Genomic DNA, 13,587 nt, shown 5'->3' on the forward strand with positions numbered 1-13,587 from the left:
AGAGGGCTTGACGACCAGTGCTTGACGTCAACTTCTTCGACGAGCTCCGCATCGGCCTGGCCACCGCCGACGACATCCGCCAGTGGTCGCACGGCGAGGTCAAGAAGCCGGAGACCATCAACTACCGCACCCTGAAGCCGGAAAAGGACGGGCTCTTCTGCGAGAAGATCTTCGGCCCCACCCGGGACTGGGAGTGCTACTGCGGCAAGTACAAGCGCGTCCGCTTCAAGGGCATCATCTGTGAGCGCTGCGGCGTCGAGGTGACCCGCGCCAAGGTGCGCCGCGAGCGGATGGGCCACATCGAGCTGGCCGCCCCGGTCACCCACATCTGGTACTTCAAGGGCGTGCCGTCCCGCCTGGGCTACCTGCTGGACCTCGCGCCGAAGGACCTCGAGAAGGTCATCTACTTCGCCGCCTACATGATCACCTGGGTCGACGACGAGCGCCGCCAGCGCGACCTGCCATCCCTGGAGGCGCACGTCTCGGTCGAGCGCCAGCAGATCGAGAACCGCCGCGACGCCGACCTCGAAGCCCGCGCCAAGAAGGCCGAGACCGACCTGGCCGAGCTGGAGGCCGAGGGCGCCAAGGCCGACGTGCGCCGCAAGGTGCGCGAGGGCGCCGAGCGCGAGATGAAGCAGCTGCGCGACCGCGCGCAGCGCGAGCTCGACCGCCTCGACGAGGTGTGGGCCCGCTTCAAGAACCTCAAGGTCCAGGACCTCGAGGGCGACGAGCTGCTCTACCGCGAGCTGCGCGACCGCTTCGGCACCTACTTCTCCGGCTCGATGGGCGCGGCGGCCCTCAAGGACCGCCTGGAGAACTTCGACCTGGCGGAGGAGTCCGAGCGTCTCCGCGAGATCATCCGCACCGGCAAGGGCCAGAAGAAGACCCGTGCGCTGAAGCGCCTCAAGGTCGTCTCCGCGTTCCTGCAGACCACCAACAAGCCCAACGGCATGGTGCTGGACTGCGTCCCGGTCATCCCGCCGGACCTGCGTCCGATGGTGCAGCTGGACGGTGGCCGCTTCGCGACCTCCGACCTGAACGACCTGTACCGCCGCGTGATCAACCGCAACAACCGCCTGAAGCGCCTGCTCGACCTCGGTGCCCCCGAGATCATCGTGAACAACGAGAAGCGCATGCTCCAGGAGGCCGTCGACGCGCTGTTCGACAACGGCCGCCGCGGCCGTCCGGTCACCGGCCCGGGCAACCGCCCGCTGAAGTCCCTCAGCGACATGCTGAAGGGCAAGCAGGGTCGTTTCCGCCAGAACCTGCTCGGCAAGCGAGTCGACTACTCGGCCCGTTCGGTCATCGTCGTCGGCCCGCAGCTCAAGCTGCACCAGTGCGGTCTGCCGAAGGCCATGGCGCTGGAGCTCTTCAAGCCGTTCGTGATGAAGCGCCTGGTCGACCTGAACCACGCGCAGAACATCAAGTCGGCCAAGCGCATGGTCGAGCGTGCCCGCCCGGTCGTGTGGGACGTGCTCGAAGAGGTCATCGCCGAGCACCCCGTCCTGCTGAACCGTGCGCCCACCCTGCACCGCCTCGGCATCCAGGCCTTCGAGCCGCAGCTGGTCGAGGGCAAGGCCATCCAGATCCACCCGCTCGTCTGCACCGCGTTCAACGCGGACTTCGACGGTGACCAGATGGCCGTCCACCTGCCGCTCTCCGCGGAGGCGCAGGCCGAGGCCCGCATCCTGATGCTGTCCTCGAACAACATCCTGAAGCCGGCCGACGGTCGCCCCGTCACCATGCCGACCCAGGACATGGTGCTCGGTCTGTTCTTCCTGACCTCGGACCGCGAGAACGTGAAGGGCGCCGGTCGCACCTTCTCGTCGACCGCCGAGGCGATCATGGCCTTCGACGCCCGCGACCTGGACGTCCAGGCCCCGATCGAGCTGCGCCTGCCGGCCGGCACCGTGCCGCCGCGCGGCTGGACCGCCCCGGTGGACGAGGACGGTCAGCCGACCTGGTACGAGGGCGAGCCCTTCCGCCTGACCACCACCCTGGGCCGCGCGCTCTTCAACGAGCTGCTGCCCGAGGACTACCCGTTCGTCGACTACGAGGTGGGCAAGAAGCAGCTCTCCGCGATCGTCAACGACCTGGCGGAGCGCTACCCCAAGGTCGTCGTCGCGGCGACCCTGGACAACCTGAAGGCGGCCGGCTTCCACTGGTCGACCCGCTCGGGTGTCACCGTCTCGATCTCGGACGTCATCGTCCCGCCGAGCAAGCCCCAGATCCTGGAGGGCTTCGAGGCGAAGGCGGAGAAGGTCCAGAAGCAGTACGAGCGCGGTCTGATCACCAACGACGAGCGCAAGCAGGAGCTCGTCGGCATCTGGACCCAGGCGACCAACGAGGTCGCGGACGCCATGGCCGCGAACTTCCCGAAGACGAACCCCATCTTCATGATGGTCGACTCGGGTGCTCGTGGAAACATGATGCAGATGCGCCAGATCGCCGGTATGCGTGGTCTGGTGTCGAACGCCAAGAACGAGACCATCCCGCGACCCATCAAGGCGTCGTTCCGTGAGGGTCTCACCGTGCTGGAGTACTTCATCTCCACCCACGGTGCCCGTAAGGGTCTGGCCGACACCGCCCTCCGTACCGCCGACTCCGGTTACCTCACCCGTCGTCTGGTCGACGTCTCCCAGGACGTCATCATCCGCGAGGAGGACTGCGGCACCGAGCGCGGCCTGAAGCTGGCGATCGGCTCCGTGGGCGCGGACGGCGTGCTGCGCAAGGCCGACGACGTCGAGACCAGCGTGTACGCCCGCATGCTCGCCGAGGACATCACCGTCGACGGCAAGCTGCTGGCCACCGCGAACACCGACCTCGGTGACGTGCTGATCGACGAGCTGATCCGCCACGGCATCGCCGAGGTCAAGACCCGCTCGATCCTGACCTGTGAGTCGGCCGTCGGCACCTGCGCCATGTGCTACGGGCGCTCGCTGGCCACCGGCAAGCTGGTCGACATCGGTGAGGCGGTCGGCATCATCGCCGCCCAGTCCATCGGTGAGCCCGGTACCCAGCTGACGATGCGTACCTTCCACACCGGTGGTGTGGCCGGTGACGACATCACCCAGGGTCTGCCGCGTGTCGTCGAGCTCTTCGAGGCCCGTACCCCCAAGGGTGTGGCCCCGATCTCGGAGGCCACCGGCCGGGCGCGGATCGAGGACACCGAGAAGACCCGCAAGATCGTCATCACCCCGGACGACGGCAGCGACGAGATCGCCTACCCGGTCTCCAAGCGCGTCAAGCTGCTGGTGAGCGAGGGCGAGCAGGTCGAGGTCGGCCAGAAGCTGACCATGGGTGCCACCAACCCGCACGACGTCCTGCGCATCATGGGCCAGCGTGCCGTCCAGGTCCACCTGGTCGCCGAGGTCCAGAAGGTCTACAACTCGCAGGGTGTGTCGATCCACGACAAGCACATCGAGATCATCATCCGGCAGATGCTCCGCCGCGTGACGATCATCGAGTCGGGCGACGCCGAGCTGCTCCCGGGCGAGCTCGTCGAGCGCGGCCGCTTCGAGCAGGAGAACCGTCGTGTGGTCGCCGAGGGCGGTCACCCCGCCTCCGGCCGTCCGCAGCTGATGGGTATCACCAAGGCCTCGCTGGCCACCGAGTCCTGGCTGTCGGCCGCCTCCTTCCAGGAGACGACCCGGGTCCTCACCGACGCGGCGATCCACGCCAAGTCGGACCCGCTGCTGGGCCTCAAGGAGAACGTCATCCTCGGTAAGCTCATCCCGGCCGGTACGGGTCTGCCCCGCTACCGCAACATCCGGGTCGAGCCGACTGAGGAGGCCAAGGCCGCGATGTACTCGGCCGTCGGCTACGACGACTACGACCTGTCGCCCTTCGGCGCCGGCTCCGGCCAGGCGGTCCCGCTGGACGACTACGACTACGGCCCGTACACCGGCTGAGTCACCTCTCCGGCCGGCGACGGCCGCTGAGCGCAGGGCGGTCACCCCTCACGGGGTGGCCGCCCTGCGGCGTTCCCGGGGCCGGGCGGGGAGGGCGCGCCGTACGACTCCCCCGCGCGGGGGAGGGGCGGGAACCGCTCCGGGGAGGGAGGTGCCGCGCGGGGCGGCCGCGGGAGGGTTCTCGGTGTCGGGATGTCGGGGCTTTCGAAGGGGCCGGGAATGAAGCGGGTGCTGGGCGCGGTGGCGATCACGGCGGGGGTGCTGGTCGGGATGTCGGCCTGTCTGCCGATCGGGGACGACTCCGAGCACCGGACGGTCGGCTACGGGGTCGCCGAGCCGGTCAAGGAGCTGGTGGTCGAGGGGGAGAACGGCGGCGTGGAGGTGACCGGCGACGGCGACACCGTCCAGGTGGTCGAGCGGCAGAACTACCGGGGGGACGCGCCGAAGAGCACGCACGAGGTGAAGGACGGCGTGCTCCGGCTGACGTACGACTGCGACCACTGCGGCATCGGGTACACCGTGCGGGTGCCGGCCGGGACCACGGTGCGGGTGAAGGAGACCAACGGCGGCATCAAGCTGACCGGGCTGGCCGGCGAGACGGTGGCCGAGGTGACCAACGGCGGGGTGGAGGCGAGCGGGCTGACCTCCCCGAAGGCGAAGCTGACCGCGGTGAACGGCGGGGTCAGGGCCGACTTCGCCGCCGCGCCGTCGACGCTGGAGGCGAGGACGACCAGCGGCGGGGTGTCCGTGAGCGTGCCACGCGGCGAGGTGTACGCGGTGGACGCGCACGCGTCGCACGGCGGGGTGGACGTCGAGGTCCCCTCGCAGCCGGGGGCGGCGCACCGCATCAGCGCGCGGGCGGAGTCCGGCGGTGTGACGGTCAGCGGTGCCTGACCGCGCCGTACCGGAGGTCCTGCCGGTAGGGCATGATCTTCTCCGCGGGGGCGGGGCCCCCGGTTACGGGGGAGGGACCGGGGTGGAGCGAGCGACGCGCCGGCGGATCCGGGCGGACGGGTGGAACCCGTACCTGCTGGACTCGCTGCTGGCGGCGGTGTCCGTCGGAGTCGCGGTGTGGGCGGTCTACAACGACGACGCCCGCTGGCCGGCCTGGGTCTACCTGCTGGCGGCGGCCACCGCGGCGCCGCTGCCGTGGCGGCGCAGGGCGCCCCTGACGGTGCTGGCGCTGTACAGCGCGGCCGAGATCGCGCTGTCGGTGCTGGCGCACTCGGCGAACGCCCAGGTGCCGCTGGCCGGCGTCATCGCCCTCTACACGGTCGCGGAGCGGTGCTCGGACCGGGTGCGCTGGTCGGTGCTGGCGGTCACCGTCATCGGCAACGTGATCGGGACGCACTCGCCGAACGGCATGGTGTTCAGCGTGCTCACCTCGGTCGGTGCGTACGTCTTCGGCTCGTTGGTGCGCGCCCAGCGGCAGCTGGCCCGGGTGCAGGCGGAGCGGGCCCGGGAGGCCGGTGAACGGGCGGCGAGCGACGCCGCGCGGGCGGTCGCGGAGGAGCGCGCCCGGATCGCCCGGGAGATGCACGACATCCTGGCGCACGCCGTCTCGCTGATGGTGATCCAGGCCGAGGCCGGGCCCGTGGTGGTGCGCAGCGATCCGGACCGGGCGATCCGCGCGTTCGACACCATCGCCGACGCCGGCCGTGACGCGATGGTCCAACTGCGGCGGGTGCTCGGGGTGTTGAAGGACCCGGAGGCGGGCCGGGAGCTGGCGCCGCAGCCCAGGCTGGCCGAACTCGCCGACGTGGCGGAGCGGGTGCGCGGGGCGGGCCTGCGGGTGGACCTCGAACTCCCGCAGGACGGGGGCGGGCTGCCGGCCGACGTGGAGGCGGCGGCGTACCGGATCGTGCAGGAGGCGCTGACCAACACGGTCAAGCACTCCGGGGCCGACCGGGCGGCGATCCGGGTGCGGCGGGCCGGGGAGGTGCTGGAGGTGATGGTCTCCGACAACGGCGACGGGGTGGCGCCGAAGGCCGATCGTACGGTGGTCGGCTGGTCCGGCGGGCGCGGCCTGGTCGGCATCCGGGAGCGGGCGGCGGCCTGCGGCGGGCGGGCCGAGGCCGGTCCGGGCCCGCAGGGCAGGGGTTTTCTGGTGAGCGCCCGGCTGCCGCTGGGCGCGGGCACGGTGGAGGGGGAGGGCGGATGACGCCGATCCGGGTGGTCGTCGCGGACGACCAGGAGCTGGTCCGGGCCGGGTTCGGGATGATCCTGGACGCGCAGCCGGACATCGAGGTGGTGGCCGAGGCGTCCGACGGCGCCGAGGCGGTCGAGGCGGTCCGCGCGCACGGGCCGGACGTCCTGCTGCTGGACGTCCGGATGCCGGTGATGGACGGGCTGGAGGCGGCCCGCCGGGTGTGCGCGGAGTTCCCGGCGACGAAGGTGATCATGCTGACCACCTTCGACATCGACGACTACGTCTTCGACGCGCTGTACGCGGGCGCCAGCGGCTTCCTGCTCAAGGACGTCCGGCGGGACGACCTGGCGCACGGGGTGCGGATGGTCGCCTCGGGCGAGGCGCTGCTCGCCCCCTCGGTGACCAGGCGGCTGATCGGTGAGTTCGCCGCCCGTCGGCCGGGGGCTCCCGAGCGGGCGGTGCGGCCGCCCTCCAGGCTGCTGGAGCAGCTCACCCTGCGCGAGCAGGAGACGCTGCGGCTGATCGCGCGCGGGCTGTCCAACGCGGAGATCGCGGCCGAGCTGGTGGTGAGCGAGCACACGGTGAAGACGCACGTCAGCAATGTGCTGAGCAAGCTCGGGCTGCGGGACCGGGTGCACGCGGTGGTGTTCGCGTACGAGGCGGGGGCGGTGGTGGCGGGGGAGTCCTGACCGGTGCCCGGAGGGCCCGGGCGGTGCCCGGAGTCCTGGCCGGTGGCCGGTCCTCGGAGCCCTGGCCGGTGCGGGCGTCCTGGCCGGCCCGCGCGGGATCCCTCCCGCGGGGGAGGCGGCGAGTTCGCCGGTGCGGGCGATCCGGGACGAGGGGTGCGGAAGCCAGGCTGTGCGGTGTCGGAACGGACCACGGACACCACAGGAGACCGCAGATGAACGCCCCGCAGCTCAGCCGCCTCACCCCGTACGCCGTCGTCGGCGCGCCCGCCCTGATGGCGCTCTACGGCGGCATCCGCCTGGTGCCGGGCTCCCGCGAGCCGGGCCTCGGCTGGACGGCCGGCCACGCCGCGATGCTCGCCGGACTGCTGCTGTTCGCCCCGGTCTTCGTGGCCCTGCGCCGGCGGCTCGCACCGGGCGGCGCGGCCGGGCGGATCGCGGCCGGGGCGGCGCTGGGGACGGCGTTCGCGGGGCTGCTCTGCTCGCTGGCGCAGATCGGCATCGACCTGGTGGTCGGCGTGGCGGCGGCGGACAAGGCCGAGCAGTCGCGGCTGTTCGACCGGGTGCAGGAGGTCCCGGGCGTGCTGCCGGTCGTCTACCAGGTCGGGCCGCTGCTGTTCTACGTCGGCCTGCTGGCGCTGGTGACGGCCGCCGCGCTGGGCCGCTCCCGGGCGCTGAGCCGGTGGAGCCCGGTGCTGGTGCTGCTGGGCACCGTCGCCGCGGGCGCCGACCTGGCCTTCGTCCCGCTCGCCGCCGCCTGCTACCTGGCCGCGCTGGCGCCGCTGGCCCGTCCGGCCGCCGCGCCGCGGCCGGTGCTGGTCTGACCTCCGGGTGCCGCCGGTCAGCTCATCCGGAAGACCGGCCCGCGCGGGGTGAAGGGCAGCGCGGCGCCGCGGGGGACGAGGAAGGCGTGCTCGCGGCGCAGCCGCAGCACGTCGCACTCGCCGTCGGTGATGACCAGGACGGGCGCACCGGGCGGGAAGTCCTCGGCCCGCTCCAGCAGGTCGATGCCCGGCTGGAGGACGGTGCCGCCGCGCCCGTGCACCCGGACCCGCCCGGCGATGTCGTCGACCGGGAGGTACCCGGCGTCGTGCGGGGCGGCGTCGCAGTGCGGGCGAGACGCCGACTGCTCCCTGCACGGGGCTCCTTCGCGGTACGGCGGGCGACCGGCCCAGTGTGCGGGGCGAGTTGACCCGGCGCATCCGGATTTTCGGTGGCCGAGAGGGAGCGGCGCCCGTACCGTCCCGGACATGAACGCGAAGCGCCCCCTGATCGCCGTGCTCACCGGCGCGGGCATCTCGACCGACTCCGGCATCCCCGACTACCGCGGCCCGAACGGCCTGTGGCGGAAGGACCCGTCGGCGGAGGAGCTGGTCACCATCGGGCCGTACCGCGAGGACCCGGAGATCCGCCGGCGGGCCTGGCGGATGCGCCTGGAGACGGGCGCGCGGGGCGCCGAGCTGAACGCCGGTCACCGGGCGCTGGTCGACCTGGAACGCTCCGGGCTGCCGCTGCGGGTGCTCACGCAGAACATCGACGGGCTGCACCAGAAGGCCGGGCTGACCGCCCGGAAGGTGCTCGAACTGCACGGCAACGTGCGGGAGACGCAGTGCCTGCGCTGCCGGGTGGTCGGTTCGATGGCCGAGGCGCTGGACCGGGTCGGGACGGGGGAGCCGGATCCGGCCTGCCGGGAGTGCGGGGGGATCCTCAAGCCGCGCATCGTGATGTTCGGCGAGAACCTGGACCCGGAGGTGCTCGGGCAGGCCGACGCGATCGCCCGGGCCTGCGACGTCTTCATCGCGGTCGGCACCAGCCTGCAGGTGTTCCCGGTGGCGGCGCTGCCGTACGCCGCGGTGGAGGCCGGGGCGGAGCTGATCATCGTCAACGGCGAGGAGACGCCGTACGACGTGGCCGCGACCGAGGTGATCCGGGAGCCGATCTCGCAGGCGCTGCCCGCGCTGGTGCGCCGGCTGGTGCTGGAGCGGGGCTGAGCCGGCTGAGCCCGGCAGGGCGGTCGGCCGGTCCGGCGGCTCCGGTGGGCGGCCGGGAGGGTCTATTGCCGGACGTACCGCGTGCGTACGATGATCCTTCCGGCTCCCCCCGCACGGCCAGGAGTGATCGACCGATGACGACGGCGAAGTTCGACCCCTGGTCGGCGGCGTTCGTGGCCCACCCGTACGACGCGTACGCCGAGCTGCGCGACCACGCGCCGGTCAGCTACTTCGAGCCGACGAACCAGTGGCTCGTCGCCCGCCACGAGGACGTCAGCGCGCTGCTGCGCGACCGCCGGCTCGGCCGCACCTACACCCACCGCTTCAGTCACGCGGAGTTCGGCCGCCCCGAACCCGACCCCGCGCACGAGCCCTTCCACACCCTCAACGACCACGGACTGCTCGACCTGGAGGCGCCCGACCACACCCGGATCCGCCGGCTGGTCTCCAAGGCCTTCACCCCGCGCATGGTCGAGGGCCTGCGCCCGACCGTACGGCGGCTGGCCGGCGAACTGGTCGACGAGCTGCTCACGGCCGGCGGCGGCGACCTGATCGCCACCGTCGCCGAACCGCTGCCGGTCGCCGTGATCGCCGAGATGCTCGGCGTCCCGGCGGGTGACCGGCACCTGCTGCGGCCGTGGTCCGCCGACATCACCGGGATGTTCGAGCTCAACCCGACCGAGGAGGCCGCCCGCCGGGCCGTCACCGCGAGCACCGAGTTCTCCGACTACCTGCGCGCGCTGATCCGCGAGCGCCGGACGGCCCCGGGCGACGACCTGATCAGCGCGCTCATCCAGGCCCAGGAGGGCTCCGACGCGCTCAGCGAGCAGGAGATGGTCTCCACCTGCGTCCTGCTGCTCAACGCCGGCCACGAGGCGACCGTCAACACCACCGGCAACGGCTGGTGGGCGCTGTTCCGCCACCCCGCGGAACTCGCCCGGCTGCGCGCCTCGGTGGACGGGCTGCTGCCCACCGCGATCGAGGAACTGATGCGCTGGGACACACCGCTGCAGATGTTCGAGCGCTGGGTCCTGGAGGACATCGAGGTCCGCGGCGTGACCATCCCGCGCGGCGCCGAGATCGCCCTGCTCTTCGGCTCCGCCAACCGCGACCCCGAGCGCTTCGCCGACCCCGACCGGCTCGACCTCGCCCGCGCCGACAACCCGCACAGCACCTTCGGCGCCGGAATCCACTTCTGCCTGGGCGCTCCGCTCGCCAGACTGGAGCTCACCGAGTCCTACGGCACCCTGCTGCGCCGGGCCCCGGGCCTGCGGCTGGTCCGCGAGCCCGAGTGGAACCCGGGCTACGTGATCCGCGGGCTCAAGGAACTGCTGGTCGAGGTCTGACGGAGACGAGGGGGAGCGGCCGTGGGCAAGGCGACGGGGGCGCTGCTGGGGCTGGCGATCGGGGACGCGATCGGTCGGCCGACCGAGTTCCAGGACGTCGAGCGGATCGCCGCCGACCATCCTGACTGGCGGCGACTCCCTTTGCCGGAAAGGGCGTTGGTCACCGATGACACCCAGATGACGCTCGCCCTCGCCCGCGGCCTGCGCACCGCCCTGGCGCACGGCCCGCTGACGCCGCTGCGCCTGGTGCGGCCCGTCCGCGAGGAGTTCGTCGACTGGTGGCGCTCCCCGGAGAACAGCCGCGCCCCCGGCATGACCTGTCTGCGCGCCTGCGAGCGGCTCAGCCGCGAGGAGTACGGCTGGCCGCAGGCCAGTGACGTCGGCTCCAAGGGCTGCGGCGCGAACATGCGGGTCGCCCCGGTCGGACTGGTCCGCGAGCTGGACGCCCGGCAGCTGTCCGGCGCCGCCCAGCTGCAGTCCGCGCTCACCCACGGCCACCCCACCGCGCTCGCCGCCAGTGACCTCACCGCGTACGCCGTCCGCCGGCTCGCCGAGGGCCTGCCGCCCGCCGACCTGCCCCCGGCGCTGCGGGCGTACGCGCTGGCGGGCCGGGAGCGGTACGACGCGTTCTGGCTCGGCGACCTCGCCGACCGCTGGTTCGGACCCTCGCCGCAGGCCGTCCTCGCCCGGGGCTGGGACGACTGCCTGGACGTGCTCGACCGGCTGGACACCGCGCTCGCCGCACCCGACGTCGAGGCCGACCCCTGCCTGGCCACCGGCGAGGGCTGGATCGCCGAGGAGGCCCTCGGCACCGGCCTGCTCTGCTTCCTGCTGCTGCCCGACGACCCGGTGGCCGCCGTCCGCCGGGCCGCCTACTCCAGCGGGGACTCCGACTCCCTCGCCTGCCTGACCGGCGCCTTCGCGGGCGCCCACCACGGCGAGGCGGCCTGGCCGGCCGAGTGGGTGGAGCGGATCGAGTACCGGGACGAGCTGCTGGAGCTCGGGGCGCTCTGGGACTGAGACGGAACCCGGGGGCGCGGTGGCGCGTCGAAGGGCCATGACGAACCGCAGCACCGGAACCCGTCGGACCTCCCGTCGCCCGGCGGCGCTGCTCCTCGCCGCCGCGCTCGCGGCACCGCTGATCGCCGGGTGCGGCGGCAACGGCGCCGCCGCGACCGGCACGGAGGTGAGGGCCTCCGCGCCGGCTGGCCGGCCCGCGGTTGACCCGGCCCGGCTGGCCGCCACCGCGCGGGCCACCGACGCCTTCGGCCTGGACCTCCTGCACGCCCTCACCGCGACCCCGGACGCCGCCGGGCACAACCTCGTGGTCTCGCCGTCCGGTCTGGCCACCGTGCTCGCGATGCTGGTGCCCGGCGCCCGGGGCGCGACCGCCGACGAACTCGCCAGGGCCCTGCACACGGACCTCGACCCGAAGCAGTACGCCCTTGCCGCCGGCGCGCTGAACCGCCCGCTGCCGACCACCGACGGGCTCACCCTGCGCCAGGCCGACGAGGTCTGGACGCAGCAGGGCTTCCGGGTGAAGCCCGACTACCTGGCCACCCTCGCCGCCGCCTTCGACGCCGGAGTGCACACCACCGACTTCGCGAAGGATCCGGAGGGCAGCCGCAAGGCGGTCAACGCGGCCGTGGAGAAGGCCACCGACGGACGGATCAAGGACCTCTTCGCCCCGAAGGCGATCAACCCGGACACCCGGCTCGTGCTCACCGACGCGCTCTACCTCAAGGCGAAGTGGGCCTCCGCGTTCAAGCCCTCGCACACCGAGGACCGCCCGTTCCACACGCCCGACGGGACCACCCCGAACGTCTCCACGATGGGCCAGACCGGCGAGTTCCCGTACGCCGAGGGCTCCGGCGGGATCGCCGGGGAGCCCTGGCAGGCCGTCGAACTCCCCTACGCGGGCGGCAACCTGGCGATGGACCTGATCGTCCCCGCGCAGGGCGGCTTCGCCGCCTTCACCAAGGGCCTGGACCAGCCGCAGCTCGACCGGATCCTCGGCGCCCTCAGCACGCAGCCCGTCGACCTGCAGCTGCCGCGCTTCCACCTCGACACGTCCGGGGAGCTCACGCCGGCGTTGCGCTCGCTCGGCGTCCACGCGGCCTTCGACAACGCCGACCTCGGAGGCATCGCCGAGGAGCCGCTCGCCGTCAGCACGGTGGTGCAGAAGGCCACCGTGCAGGTCGACGAGGACGGTACGGTCGCGGCCGCCGGCAGCGGCGTCGGGGTCGGCGCCGCGGCGGTGCCGGCCCCGCAGCAGACCGCTCGGCTGCACATCGACCGGCCGTTCCTGTTCCTGATCCGGGACACCTCCGACGGGCGGCCGCTGTTCCTCGGCCAGGTCACCGATCCGCGGGCGCGGTAGCGGGGCTCACCAGGCCGGGTAGCGTCCGCCGAGCCCGGGGTGGAGCGGGTCGCGGCTGCCGAACAGCACCAGCAGGTCGTCCGCGACCTGCCGCAGTTCCGCCCGCCCCTCGACCGCCCCGGCCCACTCGGCGGGCAGCGCCGAGGCGCCGTACGCGGCCCCGACCAGGTTGCCGCAGACCGCCCCGGTCGAGTCGCTGTCCCCGGAGTGGTTCACCGACAGCAGCAGAGCGGCGCGCACCGGGTCCGGGTCGAGGGTGGCCGCCAGCAGCGAGTGCACCGCGATGGCCAGGCACTCCTCGGCGGTCCAGCCGAGCCCGACCCGCTCCACGGTCTCCGCCGAGGGCTCGGACTCCTGGGCCAGCCGCACCGCCCGGGCCAGCGCCTGCACGGTCTCCTTGGACTGCGGCAGCTCGCGGATCTGCTCCACCGTCTCGCCGACCGCCGCCCACGGCTCCGTCCCGTTCACCAGCCGCTCGACCAGCGCCGCGAAGGCACCCGCCGCGAGGTAGCCGGTCGGGTGCCCGTGGGTGAGCTGGGCGCACTGCACGGCCAGCCCGAAGGCCTGCTCGACGCCGAGCCGGGCCAGCCCGAACGGCGCCGAGCGCATCACCGTGCCGCAGCCCTTGGAGCCGGGGTTGATCGGCCCGGGCCGCCCGATCACGGACGGCGCCTCGAAGACCGGGTGCTCGGACACCCCGCTCAGGCAGGCGTTGCCCGGCGCCCGCCGCGCGTACAGGAACGGCTGCCGCAGCAGCCAGCCGTCGTACGGGCGGGGCTGCGGCTCGGCGTCCGGTGCCGGCTGGTACTGGGTCAGCAGCCAGCGCCGGTAGGCGCCGTGGACGGCCTCCGGCACCGAACCGCCGCCGCCCGTCCAGCCGCGGACGAAACCGCGGATCAGGCCCTCGGCGGTGAACAGCGTCATCTGGGTGTCGTCGGTGACCTCGACCGGCCCGGGGCCGGCCGGCAGCGCGGTCACGCCCGCCGGGCCGTGCCGGTCCTGGATCTGGTGGAGCTGCTGGAACTCCACCGGCCAGCCCAGCGCGTCGCCGATCGCTCCGCCGAGCAGCGCTCCGCGCACCCGGTCCCGGTACCCCGACTCGGCCGCCGGCTCCGTCACGTCGC

At 73.1% G+C, this 13,587-nt stretch carries 10 protein-coding genes and 1 pseudogene; 9 read left to right on the top strand and 2 right to left on the bottom strand.

All coding sequences use genetic code 11. From position 1 onward, the window contains the following. Positions 1-17: 17 nt before the first annotated feature. From ACZ6Y7_RS04230 to ACZ6Y7_RS04250, 5 genes are all read left to right on the top strand, one after another. On the top strand, positions 18-3,911 hold the full coding sequence (locus ACZ6Y7_RS04230) for a DNA-directed RNA polymerase subunit beta' (protein WP_465756293.1): 3,894 nt from the start codon (positions 18-20) through the stop codon (positions 3,909-3,911). Positions 3,912-4,130: 219 nt separating this feature from the next. Then, a complete protein-coding gene (locus tag ACZ6Y7_RS04235) occupies positions 4,131-4,805 on the top strand; it encodes a DUF4097 family beta strand repeat-containing protein (protein WP_465756294.1) in 675 nt (224 codons plus the stop codon). 82 nt (positions 4,806-4,887) lie between these two features. Continuing rightward, positions 4,888-6,072, top strand: coding sequence for a sensor histidine kinase (locus ACZ6Y7_RS04240; RefSeq protein WP_465756295.1), 1,185 nt, complete (start codon positions 4,888-4,890; stop codon positions 6,070-6,072). Beyond that, positions 6,069-6,749 (top strand): response regulator, encoded by a 681-nt coding sequence (locus ACZ6Y7_RS04245; RefSeq protein ID WP_465756296.1) that lies wholly within the window; start codon positions 6,069-6,071, stop codon positions 6,747-6,749. The genes ACZ6Y7_RS04240 and ACZ6Y7_RS04245 overlap by 4 nt, the downstream gene beginning before the upstream one ends. Positions 6,750-6,961: 212 nt before the next feature. Next, positions 6,962-7,570 (top strand): hypothetical protein, encoded by a 609-nt coding sequence (locus ACZ6Y7_RS04250; RefSeq protein ID WP_465756297.1) that lies wholly within the window; start codon positions 6,962-6,964, stop codon positions 7,568-7,570. A gap of 17 nt (positions 7,571-7,587) precedes the next feature. On the opposite strand, the pseudogene ACZ6Y7_RS04255 reads toward ACZ6Y7_RS04250, so the two are convergent. Next, positions 7,588-7,863: pseudogene (locus ACZ6Y7_RS04255) on the bottom strand (DUF2201 family putative metallopeptidase); the annotation flags it as partial. A 133-nt stretch (positions 7,864-7,996) separates the two neighbouring features. Between ACZ6Y7_RS04255 and ACZ6Y7_RS04260 the strand changes: the two are divergent. The 4 genes from ACZ6Y7_RS04260 to ACZ6Y7_RS04275 all read left to right on the top strand — a co-directional run bounded on the left by ACZ6Y7_RS04260 (position 7,997) and on the right by ACZ6Y7_RS04275 (position 12,463). Beyond that, a complete protein-coding gene (locus tag ACZ6Y7_RS04260; protein WP_465756298.1) occupies positions 7,997-8,737 on the top strand; it encodes an SIR2 family NAD-dependent protein deacylase in 741 nt (246 codons plus the stop codon). A gap of 134 nt (positions 8,738-8,871) precedes the next feature. Further along, on the top strand, positions 8,872-10,083 hold the full coding sequence (locus ACZ6Y7_RS04265; protein WP_465756299.1) for a cytochrome P450: 1,212 nt from the start codon (positions 8,872-8,874) through the stop codon (positions 10,081-10,083). Positions 10,084-10,104: 21 nt separating this feature from the next. Continuing rightward, positions 10,105-11,103: an ADP-ribosylglycohydrolase family protein gene (locus tag ACZ6Y7_RS04270; protein WP_465756300.1), complete on the top strand. Its 999-nt coding sequence runs from the start codon at positions 10,105-10,107 to the stop codon at positions 11,101-11,103. Positions 11,104-11,140: 37 nt separating this feature from the next. After that, the gene (locus tag ACZ6Y7_RS04275) at positions 11,141-12,463 is read left to right on the top strand and encodes a serpin family protein (RefSeq protein ID WP_465756301.1); all 1,323 of its coding nucleotides are present in this window, start codon (positions 11,141-11,143) and stop codon (positions 12,461-12,463) included. Positions 12,464-12,469: 6 nt separating this feature from the next. On the opposite strand, the gene ACZ6Y7_RS04280 is transcribed toward ACZ6Y7_RS04275, so the two are convergent. Then, complete coding sequence (locus ACZ6Y7_RS04280) at positions 12,470-13,582, bottom strand: ADP-ribosylglycohydrolase family protein (RefSeq protein WP_465756302.1); 1,113 nt, start codon at positions 13,580-13,582, stop codon at positions 12,470-12,472. Positions 13,583-13,587: the final 5 nt, after the last annotated feature.

Source organism: Kitasatospora sp. NPDC053308 (genome assembly GCF_055585785.1).